Here is an 18,531-nt window from a genome sequence, read left to right as displayed (position 1 = left end):
GTCGCTCCCCAAGGGGCAGGGAAGGCGGCTTGGACGCGTGTTCGTGCCGGGGCGGCGGAGGCATCAGGGGCGTGTCACGGGACGGGGGCAGGCCTGGGCTCAGGGACGGGTCTGGCCACTGCCCAGGACCTGGTAGCGCCAGGTGCAGAGCTGTTCCGCTCCGACCGGGCCGCGCGCGTGCAGCCGGCCGGTGGCGATGCCGATCTCGGCGCCGAAGCCGAACTCGCCGCCGTCGCAGAACTGGGTGGAGGCGTTCCACATTCCCACCGCCGAGCCGATCCCGTCCAGGAACTGCCGCGCCGCGGATTCGTCCTGCGTCACGATGGCCTCGGTATGCTCGCTGCCATAGCGGGTGATATGGGCGATCGCGTCCTCCACCCCGTCCACCACCTTCACCGACAGGACGGCGTCCAGCCATTCGGTGGCGAAATCCGCCTCGGTGGCGGGCTTCAGATCCGGCAGGATGGCCCGCGCCCGCGCGTCGGCGCGGAAGTCGCAGCCCAGCGCCCGCAGGTCGCCGATCAGCAGCGGCAGCAGCGAAGGCGCCACGGCGGCATCGATCAGCAGGGTCTCGGTAGCGCCGCAGATGCCCGTGCGGCGCATCTTGGCATTGGCCAGGATGGCGCGCGCCATCGCCGGGTCGGCAGCCTCGTGGACATAGGTGTGGCAGAGCCCCTCGGCATGGGCGAGGACGGGCACCCGCGCCTCCTCCATCACGCGCGTAACGAGCCCCTTGCCGCCGCGCGGGATGATCAGGTCGATCAGCCCCGAGGCGCGCAGCATGGCGCCCACGAAGGCCCGGTCCGCGGAGGGCACGATCTGCACCGCCGCCTCCGGCAGCCCGGCCGCGCGCAGGCCCTCGGCGATGGCGGCATGGATCGCCCGGGCGGAGCGCAGGCTCTCGCTGCCGCCGCGCAGGATCACGGCCGAACCCGCCTTCAGGCAGATCCCCGCCGCATCGGCGCCGACATTGGGCCGGCTCTCGTAGATCATGCCGATGACGCCCATCGGCTGCGCCACGCGGCGGATCACCAGCCCGTTGGGCCGGGTCCATTCGCTGATCACGCGGCCAACCGGGTCGGGCTGCGCCGCGATCTCCTCCAGCCCCCGGGCCATAGCCTCGACCCGGGCGGGGTTGAGGGTCAGCCGGTCGCGGAAGGCGTCGGTCAGCCCCTGCGCGGTGTCCAGGTCGGCGGCATTGGCCTCCAGGATGGCGTCCTGCCGCCGCCGCAGCGCCGCCGCCGCCGCGCGCAGCGCCGCGTCCCGCGCCGGCCCTGGCAGACGCGCCAGAACCCGCGCGGCGGCGCGGGCGTCACGGGCGGCATCGGCGAGCTGGGCGGAGGCGCTGTCGGGCATGGCGTTCATGGTGCTGCGGGGTTAGCGCGTCCGGCGGCGGCGCGAAAGCTGGCGCATGACAGAGTCGTGGCAAACGGGACCAGGAAAGTCCCGGACAGGCACTTCCGGGACGGAATAGAAACGAAATCGTAAATAACAACTTAAAGTTGATATTAAGATGGGTTACTCTCGCGCCATGGTGACCAAGCTCCACGCCCCTCCGACCCGTTTCGCAGGCTGGCTGCTGCTTTCCGCGGCCATCGCGGTGATGGCCGGCGCCGTGGCGGCCTCGCTGGGCAACCGGCAGAGCCTGTCCCTGGAAAGGGAGATGGAGCGGCTGCGGACAGAAAGCGCCGAGGCCAGGCAACTGACCATCGCCCTGCTGGACGGCGAATCCGCCCTGCGCGCCTATGCGCTCTTCGGGCTGGTGCAGGACCAGCTCCGCTTCGGCCGGGCGGCGGAGCTGCTGGAGAGCGGGGAGTTCCGCCGCATCGCCAGCCTGGTGGATTCGGCCCAGGAGGACACCGGCAGCCCGCCGATCCTGGGCCCGATCACGCGGATCGTTGCCGCCCGCAAGGACATCCTCGACCGGCTCCAGGCCGGGGAGCGCGAGACGGTGATCGAGGAAGGGCGCCGCGGCCTCCTGCAGGCCCAGGGCGAGACGGTCCGCCTCGCCCTGGAGCGCTTCGTCCGCCTGCGCGTCGCACAGGTCGAGCAGGCCGCGCGCGGGATGCAGCGCGTCCAGGCGCGGATCCTGGTGCTGGTGATGCTGGGGGCCGGGCTCTGCCTGGGCGCCCTGGCCATCGCCTGGTGGCAGATCGCGCGCCACGGCCGGGCGGAGCAGGCCGTCCGGCGGGAGATGGACGTCCGCGGCGCCGAGATCCGCAGCCTGCTGCGCATGAGCGACATGCTCCAGGCCTGCCAGACCGAGCAGGACATCCGCCGGGTCGTGCTGCACACGGCGCAGGAGGTGCTGCCGGGCGTGCCCGGGGCGCTCTACGTCTTCAACAACAGCCGCGACCGGCTGGACTGCACGGCGGTCTGGCCCGAAGGGACGAAGCTCGCCAGCGTGGACCATTTCTCGCCGGAGAACTGCTGGGCGCTCAAGCGCGGCCGCCCCCACCGCCACGGCCCCGGCGCCGACATCCCCTGCGAGCACGTCGCCCTGGGGCTTCCCGGCCTGGAGATCCCGATGACGGCGCGGGGCGAGGTCTATGGCGTGATGCAGTTCGGCGCCGCCGTGTCCGGCCTGCCCGATGCGCCGGAGCCGCAGCGCGACCTGGCGGTGGCGCTGGCGGACGGCGTGTCCATGGCCCTGGCCAACCTTTCCCTGCGCGAGAAGCTGCGCAACCAGGCGCTGCGCGATTCGCTGACCGGCCTCTACAACCGCCGCTTCCTGGAGGAGGTGTCGGAGCGCTTCGCCGGCCAGGCCGACCGCCGCGGCGCCCCGGTCGCGGTGGTCATGATCGACGTGGACCACTTCAAGCAGGTCAACGACCGCCACGGCCACGCCACGGGCGACGCGGTGCTGCGCGCCCTGGCCGTGCTGATCCAGGGCGACCTTCGCCGGGGCGACGTCGCCTGCCGCTATGGCGGGGAGGAGATCGTGCTGCTGATGCCGGATTGCGACGCGGAGAACGCCTGCCGGCGGATGGAGGAGATCCGCGAGCAGGTGCGGGCGCTGCACCAGGGCACGGATACGGTGCTGCCCCGCGTCACCATCTCCGCCGGGGTGGCGGACATGCCGGCCCATGGGCAGACCATCGCCATGGTTCTGAAGGCCGCCGACGAGGCCCTCTACACCGCGAAGCAGTCGGGACGCGACCGGGTGCAGATGGCCCGGCTGCTGAAGCCGGAAGACGGCGCCGAGCCGCCCAAGGGGGCGCCCAGGGAAGCGCCCAGGGAAGCACCCAGGGAAGCGCCCAGGCTGGAGATCGCCCGGCTGAGATAGGCCCGCCGCGCCCCGCCGGAGGCGTGGCCACGTGACGGGAAGGGGCGTCGCGCGTTGCTGTTTCGCGCCCTGCCAATCCGGCAAGGCGGCGCGGGCGGGAAGGGATGGCGGGCATGACACTGGAACTGCGGCTTCTGGCATGGACGGTGGTGCTGGGCATCGTCCAGCTTCTGCTGACGGCCATGGCGACCACGGCGCAGAACGGACTGGCTTGGTCCGCCGGGGCAAGGGACGAGGAGCGCCCGCCCCAGGGCATCGCCGCCCGGCTCCGCCGCGCGCAGTCCAATCTGATGGAGACCTTTCCCTTCTTCGCCGCCGCGATCCTCGCCGCCCATATCGCCGGGCGGGAAGGGGCGATGACGGCCTGGGGTGCCCAGATCTACTTCTGGGGCCGGATGGTCTATCTGCCGCTCTATGCCGCCGGCGTCCCCTGGCTGCGCAGCATCGTCTGGGCCGTGTCGATGCTGGGCCTCGTCCTGGTCCTTCTGGCGGTGCTGCTGCCGTAGGAGCGGGGCCCCCACGGCAGCACGGGCGGCCAGGAAGGTCAGTCTGGCGCCACCACCAGCCCGCTCGCGGCAACGGTGACCGTGCCGGGCCCCGACATCACCACCGGCTGCGACAGCGCCATGAAGGTCAGCGGGTTGCCCCCGGAGGCGGCGTCGAACAGGCCGAGATAGCCCAGCGTCCCGGCGGCGGCGGTGAAGGTGAAGCGCAGCGCCTCGGCATTGCTCTGGCTGCCGGTGCCGTTGAAGGTGACGCGCTGGCGGGCATAGCCGGTGCCTGCCGGTTCCCCGGTCACGCCGCCCGTGGCGCTGCCGGCGCTGCCCAGCGCGGCATAGACCGCGCCCGGTGGGGTCGGCGCCCGGCCGCACAGGGTCCGGGCCAGCATGTCGCGGGCATAGTTGGTCAGGTCGCTCATGGAGAAGCCCTTTCTCAGCTCTGGTTGACGAGGCCCTGCAACTGCGTATCCGGCAGCCGCGAGGGGAGGTACTGGAGCAGCCGGACCGAGCCGTTCAGCGCCCGGTTCCAGCCCCCCGATCCATGCCCGGGCAGCAGCCGCGCCAGCCCTGCGGGCAAGGTGGCCGCCGCCGTCTGGATGGCGCCGCCGGTCATGCAGGCCGACTGGCTTCCGGGCGCCCAGGCGAAGGCCGCCCGGAAGGCGGTGCCAGGCACCATGCTGCCCAGCGCCATCACCGCGCCGCTGGCGCCGCCGCGCTCGATCTCCGCGGTCAGCGCCGTGCCGGTGTTGCGCAGGATCAGCCGGTTCGCATCGGTGCCATCGTCGATCTGCCACAGGCCCTGGGGCAGCCCGGCGGGCGAGGCCTGCGGCAGGCTGGCGGCGACCAGCAGCGTGCCGCTGCCGCCATAGCCGCCAGCCGGCTGGCACAGGAGCTGGTCCGCCGCCCGGGTCTGCGCCACCCGGCTGCCCGCCGGCGGCAGGACCGGCGTGGTGGCGAAGGTCGCCTGTTCCAGCTGCGGCAGAGAGACCCGCAGGGTGAAGTTCATGGCAACGCCGCTCGGCACGTAGGCCAGCACCGAAGGGACGATGCTGGTCGTGCCGCCGACCGTGAGGGTCCGCGTGCAGGCGACGCGCTGCGCGGCGGCTGTCGCGATGATGCCGGCATCCGTGGCGGGCGAGCTGTCGCCACCGCGCTCCTGCATTCTCAGGCGGAGATTGCCGCCGCTCGGGAGGCTACCCGCCACCAGGGCGATGTTCATGGCGCAGGTCCAGCTCTGCCCGGCCACCGCGGCGGCGGCGCCCACCTGTTCCGGCATGACGACGCAATAGCCCGCCGCCGTGCTGGTGCCGGCGAAGTTGCAGTCCAGATAGGGCGCCCCCGCCTCCACTCCGGTGGACAGGGTCCGGGTCAGGCCCGTGATGGCGGTGACCGTCCAGTACCCCGGCACCGTCCCGGGCGAGCCCGCCACGGCGCCTTCCATGCGCGGGTTGCGGATCGCATTGGTCCGCGCCTCCTCCACGATCAGCCCGCCCGATGCATCGAAGCGCGGCTGGCTGGCGGCCAGTTCCAGATAGCTGCCGGCGGCATCGTAGCCGCCGGCGGTGGAGCCGCGTGTGACGGCGAGCGAGCCGTGCAGGCTGCGCGGGCCGATCAGGGTGAGCCAGGAGGCGCTGCCTCCAGCCTCCACCCCGAGCGCGGCGGCGACGATCCCCAGCATCAGGCCGCGCCCGCCCCGCTGAGATGGCAGTACCGGGTGGTGCCGCCATCGGGCGAATAGGTCAGCAGGCTCGCCACGCCATTCGCCTTGATCTTCGTATAGCCCTCCGAGCTGACCGGCGCGCTGCCGGTGAAGTTGCTGAGCGCCAGCGCCAGGTCGGCGCCGCTGCGGTTGACCACCATGCAGGAGAAGCCGAGCCCAACCGCGTTGTAGTCGATGCCCAGGCTGGTTCCGGCATTGGCCAGCAGCAGCCGGTTGTTGTGCGCGGCGAAGCCCAGCGCCGTCGCGGCGGACAGCACCACCTGCGGCAGCCGCCGCTCGGTGAACTGGCCGTCCACATAGCTCTTGGTCGCCGCATGCATCGGCGCGCTCGGCGCCGCGGTCAGCAGCAGCGTGCCATCGGCCGAAAGGCGCAGCCGTTCGACCATGCCCGCGCCCTGGCGCAGCTCCAGCACCAGCGTGCCGGATTCCGTGCCGGCGGCGATGCTGTCCGAGATTCCCGCCAGCCGGGCATAGGTGGTCTCCACCGCGCCGCTGTTCATGCCGTTGAAGTGGAGGTAGCCAAGCCGGTCGCTGGCCGCCGGGCTGGCCGAGATCCGCCGGATCTGCACCACCATCGGCGCGGTGGCGTTGCCGGTGGTGCCCAGGTCGATGCCGCCATTCGGGTTCACGCCCGGATCGCCGCCCAGGCCGAGATTGCCGCCCGCCTGTCCGGCGGAGATGAAGTAGGCCGCCTGGTCCGCAGGATTGGCGAGGTTGATGCGCGCGCCCAGGCTGGCGGAGCGGCGGCGCACCGTCATCGTGCCGTCGGGCGCGATGTCCAGCCGCCGGGTCGGGCCGGCGCTCGCGCTCGGCACGGTGTGCAGCTCCAGGCTGCCGCCCGCGAGCTTCGCCACGCCGGAGGAGTCGCGGTTGCCGCTCATGCTCAGGCGCTGCATGGCGGCGTCGCTCGCGGCCTGGAAGGTCGCGCTCCGCAGGTCGCAGCCCAGCAGCGTCAGGTTCTGCGCCTCGCTGCCAAGATACACGACATTCGGGTTGCCCGTGCCGTACAGGTTGCCGCCGGTGGTGAGGTCGCAGGCCTCCAGCGTCAGCGCGCCGCGCTGCAGGTCGATGGTGCGCAGCGTGCCGCCGTTCACCACCGCGCCGACGATGTGGTGCTGCTCGGTGGAGGAGACCGGGTCCAGCAGCACCGTCCGCCCTTGCGAGGACAGGAAGCCGCCGATCCACTTGGTGCGGAAGGCGCCGATCGTGCTGCTGCCATCGGGGGCGGTGCCGCCGCCGCCCGTGATGCGCAGCCCCACCGTCAGCGGATCGGCCACGTCCAGGTGATTGTCCACCGAGCAGTCGATGCACTGCGTCGCCTGCACGTTGTGGCCCAGGTTGAAACCTGTGTCGTAGCCATAGGCGAAGCAGTTGGTGAACTCGGCCACATCGGCGTACTCGAGATGGAAGGCCGTGCCGGTACGGCGGTTGTTCCAGATCCAGACCTTGCCGCCGCCGGTATAGCCGCTGGCATAGGCCGTGCCGTTGAGGTCGAAAGCATTCGCCGAGACGACGGTCACGGTGAAGCGCCCGTTCGCGGCGGCCAGGCCCAGGCACCCGGTCAGGTTCACCATGTCGCCCGTCACCAGCCCATGCGCCGTGGCGGTGGTGACGCGGATCGCGCCCGAGCCATTGCCCGCGACGGCCGACACGTCGCGGCTGTTCAGCGCCACGCCGTCGATGTTGCCCGTCAGGAAAGGCCAGAAATGCACGTTGTGCACGCGGGTGATGTCGTAGGAATGCCGCAGCCGCAGCCCGTTGCGGTTGTCGCCCGCGATGTCGTCGATTCGCAGCCGCGCGTTGTAGTCGCTGAGCACCGCGAGGTCGAAGCCCAGGATCAGCAGGTTCGACAGGCGCACGTCTGAGCCGTTGCCGTTGGTGCCGTCGCCGACCGTGACCGCGGTGCCGGCGAAGCCCGCCACGAGGTTGATGCCGGCGCGCATGTCGGCCGGCGCGGCGAGGCCGGTGCGCAGGATCGCCACGCCCTTCAGCCCGGCATTGCGGCGCAGCCGGATGGTCTGCGCCGGATCGAGCAGCAGGGCGTAGGGCACGCCGCCATAATCGCCTGCCGCCCGTTGCGCGCCCGTGGAGAGCGCGCCCGAGAGCACCACGTTCGGCCTGATGTCCAGCCCTGCGGCGGCGAGCCGGTAGCGCCGCGGCCCCAGCAGCACCGTGCCGCCGCCCTGTGCCGAAGCGGCGTCGATCGCCGCCTGGATCGCGGCGGCGTCGTCCGCCATGCCATCGCCCCTGGCGCCGTAGTCGCGGACATGCAGCGGCCGGTCCGCCTGCATGGCGCTGCGCCACTGCGCCACCGTGGCGCGCCGCGTTTCCGGCGTCGCGCCCTGCACCACGGGGCTGAGGTCGCTGTCGGAGAAGATGGCGGCGGCGGGAAGCTGGCTGATCTTCGCGTCGGGCATGGGAAATCCTGTGCTGTGTGGGGAGGCGTCGCGGGGAGGGGCAGGGGGGTCAGAGCAGCAGGCGGTCGCCGCTCTCGGTCAGGAGCGCGCCGCCCGCCTCGGCCAGCAGGCCGGGGCCCAGGCTCACGGAGAAGGCCGGGGACAGCAGGAACAGCGCGGGATCCGCGGCATCCTCGGCACGGACGCGGTAGCCCGTGCCGATCGCCGGGCTGTCCAGGCTCGCCATGGCCCGGCCGCCGCCGACCGCCGCCGTGACGGGGCCGGAGACCGTGCCGCCGCCGGCATCGACGATCCGGAACACCAGGCTCGCGACCGGCCCTTCCACGCTCGCGCCCAGGCTGATCGCCGTGCCCCGGGGAATGGGGGAGGCGACGGCATCGATGCGGATCGCGCGCAGCACCGGCAGCGCCGTGACGCCCAGGCCAAAGCGCATCGTCCCCTGCCGCGACAGGGCCAGCGGCGCCGTGCCCGTGTCCAGCACCAGCCCGGCGCCCACCGCCCTGCCCGTCCGGACCGGCAGCAGCGAGAGCCCGTCGCCGCCCTGCAGCAGGATCACGTCGCCTTCTCGCAGCCCGGCGGCCGCGGCGAAGTAGCCGGCGGCCAGCACCGCGCTCCGCGTGTCGGCGGTCCTGTAGTACCAGAGCGTCATGCTGCCCGTGCTGGCGAGCGTGAGCAGGCTGGGGCTCGCGAAGGCCATGCGATCTCCTCTTGCGGCACAGCGAGGCGGGGCGCGCCGTGGATGGCCATGCGCCCGGACATGCGGGATGGGATGGGCAAAGCCCCAGAAGGCGTGGCGGACCCGCCGGGGATCAGTCCGGAAGGGTCAGGACATGCGGGCGGTGACCGCGATGCCGAAGCGGCCGGCTGCCGTGCGGCTCAGACGCAGGGGCGCGGAGACCGAATCCAGCACCAGCCCGTTGCCCACGGCGCCCGCCTCGCGCATCGGCAGAAAGGACATCCCATCCGCCGAATGCAGGATCACCACATGCCCCGGCAGCAGCCGGTCCGTGGCGGCCGCGAAATACCCGCTCGCCAGCACGGCGGCCCGGCTGTCGCCGGTGCGGTAGTCCCAGATCGAGAAGGAGCCCGCACTGACCAGTGCGGTAAGCGAACTGGCATCGAAGGACATCGGCGCTCCCTGGACGGAAAGCCGCGCGCCCGCGCCCCGGCCGGCGCGCGGGCGCGCTCCGTCGGAAAAGGTGGGCAGCGGCGGGTGAGGGGGGTGCCGGGCGGACATGGCTCGCCCGTTGGCTGCTTCTCCCTAGAGGAACTAAATCCTCATGTCAACGAATTTATTCCTATGACGCGCACTGTTCCGCCCGCCTCGCCGCTGTTCTACGCTCGCCCCGCATCCCCCGACCACGGAGCCACAACGCCTCATGCGCCTGCCCGTGCGCCCACGCCGCCTCGCCCTCGGCCTCCTCCTGCCCCTGCTGGCCGCGCTGGCCCTCGTCCCGGCGGCCCGGGCGCAGGAACGCGTGATCAACGTCTACAACTGGACCGACTACATCGACCCGAAGGCCATCGAGCGCTTCCAGGCGGAAACCGGCATCCAGGTCCGCTACGACGTCTTCGACAGCCTGGAAACGCTGGAGGCCAAGCTGTCCGCCGGCCGGTCGGGCTATGACGTGGTGGTCCCGACCTCGGAGCCCACCTTCGCCCGCCTCGTCCGCGCCAAGGCCCTGCGCGCGCTCGACCGCGCGCAGATTCCGAACTTCGCCAACCAGGACCCGGCGCTGCTCCAGCGCGTCGCCAGCAGCGATCCCGGCAACGCGCATGGCGCCATCTATCTCTGGGGCACGATCGGCCTGGGCCTGCGTCCGGAGAAGATCCGCGCCCTGGCGCCCGACGCGCCGCTCGACAGCCTCGACCTGCTGCTCAGGCCGGAAAACGCGAAGCGCATCGCCGGCTGCGGCATCGCCTTCATGGACAGCGGCATCGACGTCATCCCCTCGGTGCTGCACTGGCTCGGAAAGGAGCCGAATTCCGGCGCGGCCGAGGACCTCGCGGCGGCGGAGAAGACGCTGCTGGCCATCCGCCCGCATGTGCGCGCCATCATCTCCTCCGGCGCCCTCGCCGACGCGCTGGCGAATGGCGAGTACTGCGCCGTCTTCGGCTATTCCGGCGACGTCATCCAGGCGCGCGTCCGGGCCGAGGCGGCGGGCCGTGCCGAGGGGTTGACCTATGTGCAGCCGAGGCAGGGCGCGCAGCTCTGGTTCGACATGCTGGCCATTCCCGCCGACGCGCCGCATCCGGAGGACGCGCAGCGCTTCATCGACTTCCTGCTGCGGCCCGAGGTCATCGCCGGCGTCACCAACCAGGTGCGCTATCCCAATGCGGTGCCCGCCTCGCGCCCCTATCTCAGCCAGGCGGTTCTGGCCGATCCCAACGTCATCCCGTCGCCCGAGACGATCGCCCGCACCTTCACCGTCACCGCCCCGCCCCCTGCCGCCGAGCGTGCCCGCGCCCGGCTCTGGACCCGCTTCAAGGCCGGACGTTGAGCGCACCGCTGCTGCGCCTGTCCGGCCTCACCCGCCGCTTCGGCGCGCTGGCGGCGCTGGACGGGCTGGACCTCGCCATGCCGGCGGGCGAGTTCCTGACCCTGCTGGGCGGCTCCGGCTCCGGCAAGTCCACGCTGCTGCGCGTGGTCGCGGGCTTCGAGCGGCCGGATTCCGGCAGCGTGCTGCTGGACGGCGCCGACCTCACCCCGCTGCCGCCGCACCGGCGCCCGGTGAACATGATGTTCCAGTCCTACGCGCTGTTTCCGCATCTCAGCGTCTTCGACAACATCGCCTATGGGCTTCGCCGGGAAGGGCAGGGGCGTGCGGCCGTCGCGCAGCGCGTGGAACGCCTCGTGGCCCTGCTGCATCTCCAGGGGCTGGAAAGGCGCCGCCCCGACGCGCTGTCCGGAGGCCAGCGCCAGCGCGTTGCCCTGGCCCGCGCCCTGGCCCGCCGCCCGCGCCTGCTGCTGCTCGACGAGCCCCTGGCCGCCCTCGATGCCAACCTGCGCGAGCGCACCGGCTTCGAGCTCCGCGCCCTGCAACGCGAGACCGGCGCCGGCTTCATCATGGTCACGCACGACCAGGCGGAGGCCCTGTCCCTCGCCGACCGCGTGGCCGTCCTGGCCCAGGGCCGCATCGTGCAGATCGGCCCGCCCGCCGAGGTCTATGCCCGCCCGGCCACGCGCTTCGTCGCGGGCTTCCTGGGTGCCGCCAATATCCTGGAGGGGCGCCGCACCGCCGGGGGCACGCTGGACAGCCCCGCCGCCGCCTGCACCCTTCGCGCCCCGGCGCCGCTGCCGGAGGGCACCACCGCCTGCGCCCTGCGGCCGGAAAGCCTGCGCCCGACGGAACGGCAGGGCGAGAACACCGCCGCCGGCACGGTCGAGGAAGCCGCCTTCCGGGGCGGCGACAGCCTGGTCCTGCTCCGCCTGCCCGGCGGCGCCACCCTCCGCGCCGCGCTGCCCGGCCCGCCGCCGGAACGCGGTGCCTTCCTGCGGCTGGGCTGGGATGCCGCCGCCGTGGTCCCGCTGGCCGGGTGATGCGCCGCCTCTTCCTGCCGCCCGTGGCGCTCTGGCTCGCCCTGCTGGTCGCGGCGCCGCTGGCCCTGCTGCTGGTCCTGGCCCTGTCCTGGCAGAGTGAGGGCCTGCCGCCCTTCGACCCGCCCTGGAACGGTCAGGGCCTCGACACGGACAACCTCGCCCTGATCCTGGGCGATCCCTATTACCGTGCCGCCTTCCGGCAATCGCTGGAACTGGCCGGCATCACGGCAACGCTCTGCCTCCTGCTCGCCCTGCCCATGGCGCTGGCCATCGCCCGCGCCCGCCGGTCCCGCCTGCTGCTGGGCCTCGTGCTCCTGCCGCTCTGGACGGGCTTCCTGCTGCGTGTCGGCGCCTGGATCGGGTTGCTGCGGGACGAGGGCTGGATCAACGGCCTGCTGCGCGGCCTCGGCCTGATCGAGCAGCCCGTGGCTCTGCTCTACACCCCGCTCGCCCTCTATCTCGGCATGGTCCATGCCTACCTGCCTTTCGCAGTGCTGCCGCTCTACGCCGCCTTCGCCCGCATGGACCCGTCGCTGGAGGAAGCCGCCGCCGATCTCGGCGCCGGGCCGACCCGTGCCTTCCTCACCGTGACCCTGCCGCTGGTCCTGCCCGGGGCGCTGGCGGGCTTCCTGCTGGTCTTCATCCCCGCCGCCGGGGAATATGTCGTCCCGGAGCTGCTCGGCCCGCCCGGCGCCCTGCCGCTGGGCCGCGCCCTCTTCATTGAGTTTTTCCAGAACCGTGACTGGCCTGTGGCCGCCGCCCTGGCATGCGCCCTGCTGGCGCTGTTGCTGTTGCCCATCCTGCTCTTCCAGCGCCTGGGAAACCGGGAATGAGCCTCCCCGCCTGGGCCCGCATCGGCCTCTGGCTCGGCCTCGCCTTCCTCTGGCTGCCGGTCCTGCTCCTGGTCCTCTATGCCTTCAGCGCCGATCCCGTGCCCTTCCGCTGGGGCGGCCTCTCCCTGCGCTGGTTCCGCGAGCTCGCCGCCGACGAGCGGCTGCTGGAGGCCGCCCTCCTCTCGCTCCGCATTGCCGCCGGCGCCGCGACCCTGGCCATGCTGCTCGGCGGGGCCACCGGCTGGCTGCTGGCACGCGGCGGCACCTTCCGGGGCCGCGCCCTGCTCGGTGCCCTGTCCGGCGCGCCGCTGGTGCTGCCGGAGGTCGTCACCGGCCTTTCCCTCCTCCTGCTCTTCGTCGCGCTGGAGGCCGCCACCGGCTGGCCGCAGGGCAGGGGCGCCGGCACCATCCTGCTGGCCCATGCCACGCTGGGCGCCGCCTATGCCGCGGTGATCGTCCAGGCCCGCCTGGCCCGCGGCGGGCGGGAGCTGGAGGAGGCCGCGGCCGATCTCGGCGCCACGCCCGCCACCGTCTTCCGCACCGTCACCCTGCCGCTGATGGCGCCCGCCCTGGCGGCCTCCTGGCTGCTCGCCTTCACCCTCTCGCTGGACGATGTGGTGCTGGCCAGCTTCCTGTCCGGTCCCGCTTCCACCACCCTGCCGGTGGCCCTCTTCTCCATGCTGCGCCTGGGCATGACGCCCAAGGTCAATGCCCTGGCGGTGCTGATCCTCGCCGCCGCCGGCCTCGCCCTGCTGCTCGCGGCAGGCCTGACGCGCGCGCGGGTTGCCCGGGGCAGGGGTGGCGACTAGGGTTCCGCCGCCTTTCCTCCGACCCCGAAAGCTCCGGAAGACCCATGACGCTGACCGCCGAGCGGATGGACCGCATCTCCCCGTCCCAGACCATCGTCGTCACCCAGAAGGCCCGCGCCCTGAAGGCCGCCGGCCGGGACGTGATCAGCCTCAGCGTCGGCGAGCCGGATTTCGAGACCCCGCAGAACATCAAGGACGCCGCGATCAAGGCGATCCAGGACGGCGAGACCCGCTATACCGACGTCGCCGGCACCATGGCGCTGCGCAAGGCGGTGGCGGCGAAGTTCGAGCGGGACAACGGCCTGACCTACAAGCCGGAGGAGATCGTCGTCTCCACCGGCGGCAAGCAGGTGATCTTCAACGCCATGCTCGCCACGATCGACGAGGGCGACGAGGCCATCGTGCCTGCTCCCTGCTGGGTCAGCTACCCCGACATCATCGCGCTGGCGGGCGGCAAGCCGGTGATCGTCCCGGCCGGGCAGAACCAGGGTTTCAAGATCACCCCGGAGCAGCTGGAAGCCGCGATCACGCCGAAGACCAAGTGGCTGATCCTGAACAACCCCTCCAACCCGACCGGCGCCGCCTATTCCGAGGCGGAGCTGAAGGGGCTGGCCGAGGTGCTGCTGCGCCACCCACAGGTCTGGATCTTCACCGACGACATCTACGAGAAGCTGGTCTATGGCGACTTCGCCTTCAGGACGATTGCCCAGGTGGAGCCGCGCCTGAAGGACCGCACCGTCACCATGAACGGCTGCTCCAAGGGCTATGCCATGACCGGCTGGCGCATCGGCTTCGCCGGCGCGCCGCTCGCGCTGATCAAGGCGATGGACAAGCTGCAGGGGCAGAGCACCTCCAACACCTCCTCCATCTCCCAGGCCGCCGCCGTCGAGGCGCTGAATGGCCCGCAGGAGAGCGTGGAGACCATGCGCCTGGCCTTCGAGCGCCGCCGCGACCTCGTCGTGCGCCTGCTGAACCAGGCCCCCGGCATCCGCTGCGCCACGCCCGATGGCGCCTTCTACGTCTTCCCCGACATCGCCGGCTGCCTCGGCAAGACCACCGCCTCGGGCAAGCGGATCGAGACGGACGAGGATTTCGTGACGGCGCTGCTGGAGGATGAGGGCGTCGCCGCGGTCCACGGCTCGGCCTTCATGTTCCCCGGCCATTTCCGCGTCTCCTACGCGACCTCCGACGCCGTGCTGGAAGACGCCTGCAACCGCATCAAGCGGTTCTGCGAAGGGCTGAACTAGGCCCCTGTCCGGCGAGACCCGCCTTCCGTCCGGGAGGCAGGTCTCGCCCGGTCCCACCACCTCCCGCGCGTCCCTCCGTTCCCAACCCGCCTCCTGCCGAGACTGATCCGACCATGCCCGCCCTCGCCACCCGCCTGACGGAAATCCCGGTCGCCCCCTCCGTGGCCATGTCCATCAAGGCGCGCGAGATGAAGGCCCAGGGCCATCAGGTCATCAGCCTCACCGTCGGCGAGCCCGATTTCGCCACGCCCCCGCACGCCATCGAGGCCGCGAACCGCGCCGCGCTCGAAGGGCTGACCAAATATCCGCCGCAGGATGGCATCCGCGCGCTGAAGGAGGCGATCCAGCGCAAGTTCCGGCGCGAGAACAAGCTCGACTACGCGCTGAACGAGATCATGGTCGCCAATGGCGGCAAGCAGATCATCACCAACGCCTTCCTCGCCACATGTGACGCCGGCGACGAGGTGCTGATCCCCTCGCCCTGCTGGATCAGCTACGCCATGCAGGCGAAGCTGGCCGGCGCCGACGCGAGTTTCGTCTCCTGCCCGCAGAACAACGGCTTCAAGCTGCGGCCGGAGGATCTGGAGGCGGCCATCACGCCGAGGACCAAGTGGCTGGTGCTGAACTTCCCGAACAACCCGACCGGCGCCGCCTGCTCCCGCGCGGAGATGCAGGCCCTGGCCGAGGTGCTGCTGCGCCACCCGCAGGTCTGGATCATGTCCGACGACATGTACGAGCACCTCGTCTATGACAACTTCGAGTTCTGCACCATCGCCGAGGTCGAGCCCCGGCTGAAGGATCGCGTGCTGACGCTGAACGGCGTCTCCAAGACCTATGCGATGACCGGCTGGCGCATCGGCTATGCCGGCGGCCCGGCGCCGCTGATCAAGGCCATGGTGACGATGCAGGGCCATCTCACCGGCGGCGTCTCCACCGTCGGCCAGGCGGCGGCCACCGCCGCGCTGGAAGGGCCGCAGGATCTGGTGGCCGAGCGCGCGCATGCCTATCGCGAGCGCCGCGACTTCCTGGTCGAGAGGCTGAACACGATCCCCGGCATCGCCTGTCACAAGCCCGAGGGCGCCTTCTACCTCTTTCCCAACATCGGAGGCTGTCTGGGCCGCACCACGGCGGGCGGCAGGCATCTGGAAACGGACACCGACTTCGCCATGGCCCTGCTGGAGGAACAGCACGTCGCCACCGTCGCCGGCGCGGCCTATGGCATGAGCCCTTATCTGCGCCTCTCCTATGCCACGGGCATGGAGCAGCTCGCCGAGGCCTGCGCCCGCATCGACCGCTTCTGCCGGGGCCTTTCGTGAGCGACGGCGGCGCCATCATCCGTCCCGTTCGGATCCGCGAGGGCGCCGACAGCGACGCGGAGGGCTTCATCCGCCTGATCGGCGAGGCCTGGGCGGAATACCCGAACTGCATCCTGGACGTGGACGGCGAGAATCCCGAGCTTCGTGCCCTGGTCACGCATTTCGGCAAGGTGGGCGGCGCCGTCTGGACGGCCGATCAGGGCGGCGAGGTGGTCGGCATGGTCGCCGTCCGCCCGCTCGGCTCCGACAATGCCTGGGAGATCTGCCGCGTCTATGTCCGCCGCGACCAGCGCGGCACCGGCCTGGCGCACCAGCTGCTCGACCTCGGCGAAAGGCGCGCGCTCGATGCCGGGGCGGAGCGCCTCGTACTCTGGACGGACACGCGCTTCGACGCCGCCCATGCCTTCTACGAGAAGCGGGGCTATGTCCGCTCCGGCTCGATCCGCATCCTGGACGACATCTCCAACTCGCTGGAATTCCGCTACGCCAAGCCGGCCCGCGGCCTCGTCGTGGAGGCCCTGGATGCCGCGGCCGCCGCCAGCGCCGAGCGCCGCCTCGCCGCCATCCTGGTGGCCTGCGTCGCTTCCGGCGCCTCGGTCTCCTTCCTGCCGCCGCTCCCGAAGGAGACGGCGCGCTCCTTCTGGCGTAACGTTTCCTCCGACGTCGCCACCGGCAAGCGCCTTCTTCTCGCCGCCTGGTCGGAGGGGCAGATCGCCGGCACGGTGCAGCTCGTCCTCGACACGCCGGCCAACCAGCCGCACCGTGCCGAGATCGCGAAGCTGCTGGTGGACCCGGCCTTCCGTCGGCGCGGCATCGCCCGCGCCCTGATGCGCAAGGCCGAGCAGGCGGCGCGCGGCGTCGGCCGCCGGCTGCTGACCCTCGACACCCGCAGCGACGGCCCGGCCGAGGCACTCTACCGCGAGATGGGCTGGACCGAGGCGGGCCGTATCCCCGGCTATGCGCTCGATGCCCAGGGCGTGCCGCACGGCACCACCCTGTTCTGGAAGGCCCTCTGAGCTACCCGCCCCCGGCCGCCGCCTTTCCCGGCCCGGCTGGCCCGCCGCCCGGGCTTGCGGGCGCCGTCCGGGCAGCGTCCTATGTCCCTGCCGCAGGAGCGAAGGACCCCGACCATGCGCCGATCGCCGCCGCCCGGATGCCGGGGCCGCTGAGATGGGACCCGATACCGGCCTCCTGAACGCCGGCCTGCCCGGTGGCGAACCCGTCTCCCCGCTGCCGCCGGACCTGACGGGCCGCATCTCTTTTCTCTGTGCCGGGTCGGAGAAGGCGGTCGCCGCCCGGACCCGCCTGATCGCGCGCTATGGCGATGCCCAGCCCGATGAGGCCGCCGTGGTCGTGGCGCTGGGCGGCGATGGCTGCATGCTGGAAACGCAGCACAAGCTGCTGGGCCGCAACCTGCCGGTCTATGGCATGAACTGCGGCAGCGTCGGCTTCCTGATGAACGAGTTCCGCGGGGACGACCTGCCGGAGCGCCTCGCCGCTGCCCAGGCGGCGGTGCTGCATCCGCTGCGGATGCTGGCCACCGACGCCAGGGGCGAGACGCAGACCGGCCTCGCCATCAACGACGTGAACCTGCTGCGCGAAACGCGCCAGGCCGCCAAGATCCGCATCACCGTGGACGGCAAGATCCGCCTCGCCGAGCTGATCTGCGACGGCATCCTCGTTTCCACCCCGGCCGGCAGCACCGCCTACAACCTTTCCGCGCATGGCCCCATCGTGCCGCTCGGCGCCAACCTCCTGCCGCTGACGCCGATCAGCGCCTTCCGCCCCCGCCGCTGGCGCGGCGCGCTGCTGCCCTCCGAGTCCGTGGTGATCTTCGACATCCTGGAACACGAGAAGCGCCCCGTCGCCGCCGTGGCGGACTACACCGAGGTCCGCGACGTGACCCGTGTCGAGGTGCGCGAGGACAGGAGCGTGGCGCTGACCATGCTCTTCGATCCCGATCACGGCCTCAGCGAGCGCATCGTCGCGGAACAATTCACGGTCTGACCCTACAAGAATCTGTCATTCCCGCCTCATTCGCCTTGCGCCCGCCACACTTCCCTCGGAAGAGGAACGCCTCATGGCTGACGTGATTCCAGAGGCTGGCCTGCCGCCTCTCCCCGGTCCCGAATCCGCCCTCTTCCTCGATTTCGACGGCACGCTGGTCGAGATCGCGGCGCGCCCGGATCTCGTGGTGGTGCCACCCGACCTGCCCTCGGTGCTCCAGCGCCTGTCCGTCGCGCTAGGCGGCGCGCTGGCGATCGTGACGGGCCGGGGGCTGGAGGTCGTGCGCGGCTTCCTGCCCGTTCCCGGCCTCGTCGTGGCCACCGAGCACGGGGCGGTGCTCGATCCGTCGGACGCGGCCTCGCCGCCGCTGCCATCCCCGCCCGCCGCCTGGCGGGAGGCCGCCGACCGCTTCGCCGCCGCCCATCCCGGTGCCCTGGCCGAGCACAAGCGCCACGGCTTGGTGCTGCATTACCGCCTGGCGCCCGAGGCCGGCGAGGCCGCCCATGCCCTGGCGGAAGCCATGGCGGCCGAGCTGCCGGAGGGCTTCCGCGTCGTCCCGGCCCATGCCGCCTACGAGGTCCGCCCGCGCTTCGCCGACAAGGGCAAGGCCGTCCACCGCCTCATGGCCCGTGCCGCCTTCGCGGGGCGCAAGCCGATCTTCGTGGGCGATGACGTGACGGACGAGGACGGGATCACCGCCGCCTATGCCATGGACGGCATCGGCTACCGTATCCCGGAGGACTTCTCCGGTCAGCCCGCGCGCTTCCGCGCCTGGCTCGCCCGGGCCGCGGATGCGCTGGAGGCGGGGCAGGGACCGCGTCCGGCCGGCGGGGGCTGACGCACCCCCATGACGCC

Annotated in this window: 17 protein-coding genes; 11 read left to right on the top strand and 6 right to left on the bottom strand. The window is 72.0% G+C overall.

Going from position 1 to position 18,531, the window contains the following annotated elements; all coding sequences use genetic code 11:
• Nucleotides 1–99 precede the first annotated feature (99 nt).
• The gene (locus BT98_RS0103910; protein ID WP_019461610.1) at nucleotides 100–1,356 is read right to left on the bottom strand and encodes a glutamate-5-semialdehyde dehydrogenase; all 1,257 of its coding nucleotides are present in this window, start codon (nucleotides 1,354–1,356) and stop codon (nucleotides 100–102) included.
• A 157-nt stretch (nucleotides 1,357–1,513) separates the two neighbouring features.
• Between BT98_RS0103910 and BT98_RS23160 the strand changes: the two genes are divergently transcribed.
• Together BT98_RS23160 and BT98_RS0103900 are read left to right on the top strand one after the other, a co-directional pair.
• Entirely contained in the window at nucleotides 1,514–3,286 is a 1,773-nt protein-coding gene (locus BT98_RS23160; RefSeq protein ID WP_085977413.1) for a GGDEF domain-containing protein, read from the top strand.
• A gap of 113 nt (nucleotides 3,287–3,399) precedes the next feature.
• A complete protein-coding gene (locus tag BT98_RS0103900) occupies nucleotides 3,400–3,792 on the top strand; it encodes an MAPEG family protein (protein ID WP_026033280.1) in 393 nt (130 codons plus the stop codon).
• Nucleotides 3,793–3,830: 38 nt separating this feature from the next.
• Here the strand turns inward: BT98_RS0103900 and BT98_RS0103895 are convergent, their stop codons facing one another.
• The 5 genes from BT98_RS0103895 to BT98_RS0103875 form a co-directional block, all read right to left on the bottom strand.
• Entirely contained in the window at nucleotides 3,831–4,205 is a 375-nt protein-coding gene (locus BT98_RS0103895) for a phage tail fiber protein (protein WP_019461607.1), read from the bottom strand.
• A gap of 14 nt (nucleotides 4,206–4,219) precedes the next feature.
• The gene (locus BT98_RS0103890; protein ID WP_019461606.1) at nucleotides 4,220–5,464 is read right to left on the bottom strand and encodes a hypothetical protein; all 1,245 of its coding nucleotides are present in this window, start codon (nucleotides 5,462–5,464) and stop codon (nucleotides 4,220–4,222) included.
• Nucleotides 5,464–7,923 (bottom strand): glycosyl hydrolase family 28-related protein, encoded by a 2,460-nt coding sequence (locus BT98_RS27575; protein ID WP_019461605.1) that lies wholly within the window; start codon nucleotides 7,921–7,923, stop codon nucleotides 5,464–5,466. The genes BT98_RS0103890 and BT98_RS27575 overlap by 1 nt, the downstream gene beginning before the upstream one ends.
• 49 nt (nucleotides 7,924–7,972) lie before the next feature.
• Entirely contained in the window at nucleotides 7,973–8,620 is a 648-nt protein-coding gene (locus BT98_RS23155; protein ID WP_019461604.1) for a hypothetical protein, read from the bottom strand.
• Between the two features lie 126 nt (nucleotides 8,621–8,746).
• Complete coding sequence (locus BT98_RS0103875) at nucleotides 8,747–9,052, bottom strand: hypothetical protein (RefSeq protein ID WP_019461603.1); 306 nt, start codon at nucleotides 9,050–9,052, stop codon at nucleotides 8,747–8,749.
• Between the two features lie 250 nt (nucleotides 9,053–9,302).
• On the opposite strand from BT98_RS0103875, the gene BT98_RS0103870 reads away from it, so the two are divergent.
• The 9 genes from BT98_RS0103870 to otsB all read left to right on the top strand — a co-directional run bounded on the left by BT98_RS0103870 (nucleotide 9,303) and on the right by otsB (nucleotide 18,514).
• Complete coding sequence (locus BT98_RS0103870; RefSeq protein WP_019461602.1) at nucleotides 9,303–10,424, top strand: extracellular solute-binding protein; 1,122 nt, start codon at nucleotides 9,303–9,305, stop codon at nucleotides 10,422–10,424.
• Nucleotides 10,421–11,464 (top strand): ABC transporter ATP-binding protein, encoded by a 1,044-nt coding sequence (locus tag BT98_RS0103865; RefSeq protein WP_019461601.1) that lies wholly within the window; start codon nucleotides 10,421–10,423, stop codon nucleotides 11,462–11,464. Before BT98_RS0103870 ends, BT98_RS0103865 begins: the two co-directional genes overlap by 4 nt.
• Entirely contained in the window at nucleotides 11,464–12,297 is an 834-nt protein-coding gene (locus BT98_RS0103860; protein WP_019461600.1) for an ABC transporter permease, read from the top strand. The genes BT98_RS0103865 and BT98_RS0103860 overlap by 1 nt, the downstream gene beginning before the upstream one ends.
• The gene (locus BT98_RS0103855; RefSeq protein ID WP_019461599.1) at nucleotides 12,294–13,106 is read left to right on the top strand and encodes an ABC transporter permease; all 813 of its coding nucleotides are present in this window, start codon (nucleotides 12,294–12,296) and stop codon (nucleotides 13,104–13,106) included. The genes BT98_RS0103860 and BT98_RS0103855 overlap by 4 nt, the downstream gene beginning before the upstream one ends.
• Nucleotides 13,107–13,150: 44 nt before the next feature.
• Nucleotides 13,151–14,353 (top strand): pyridoxal phosphate-dependent aminotransferase, encoded by a 1,203-nt coding sequence (locus tag BT98_RS0103850; protein ID WP_019461598.1) that lies wholly within the window; start codon nucleotides 13,151–13,153, stop codon nucleotides 14,351–14,353.
• A 113-nt stretch (nucleotides 14,354–14,466) separates the two neighbouring features.
• Entirely contained in the window at nucleotides 14,467–15,669 is a 1,203-nt protein-coding gene (locus BT98_RS0103845) for a pyridoxal phosphate-dependent aminotransferase (protein ID WP_019461597.1), read from the top strand.
• Nucleotides 15,666–16,685, top strand: a complete 1,020-nt coding sequence (locus BT98_RS26485; RefSeq protein ID WP_019461596.1) for a GNAT family N-acetyltransferase — start codon at nucleotides 15,666–15,668, stop codon at nucleotides 16,683–16,685. Before BT98_RS0103845 ends, BT98_RS26485 begins: the two co-directional genes overlap by 4 nt.
• 154 nt (nucleotides 16,686–16,839) lie before the next feature.
• Nucleotides 16,840–17,676 (top strand): NAD kinase, encoded by an 837-nt coding sequence (locus tag BT98_RS0103835; RefSeq protein ID WP_019461595.1) that lies wholly within the window; start codon nucleotides 16,840–16,842, stop codon nucleotides 17,674–17,676.
• 73 nt (nucleotides 17,677–17,749) lie between these two features.
• The gene (gene otsB / locus BT98_RS0103830; protein ID WP_019461594.1) at nucleotides 17,750–18,514 is read left to right on the top strand and encodes a trehalose-phosphatase; all 765 of its coding nucleotides are present in this window, start codon (nucleotides 17,750–17,752) and stop codon (nucleotides 18,512–18,514) included.
• Nucleotides 18,515–18,531 lie beyond the last annotated feature (17 nt).

Source organism: Roseomonas mucosa ATCC BAA-692 (genome assembly GCF_000622225.1).
GTDB lineage: Bacteria > Pseudomonadota > Alphaproteobacteria > Acetobacterales > Acetobacteraceae > Roseomonas > Roseomonas mucosa.
This window is presented reverse-complemented; position numbering and strand designations above follow the sequence as displayed.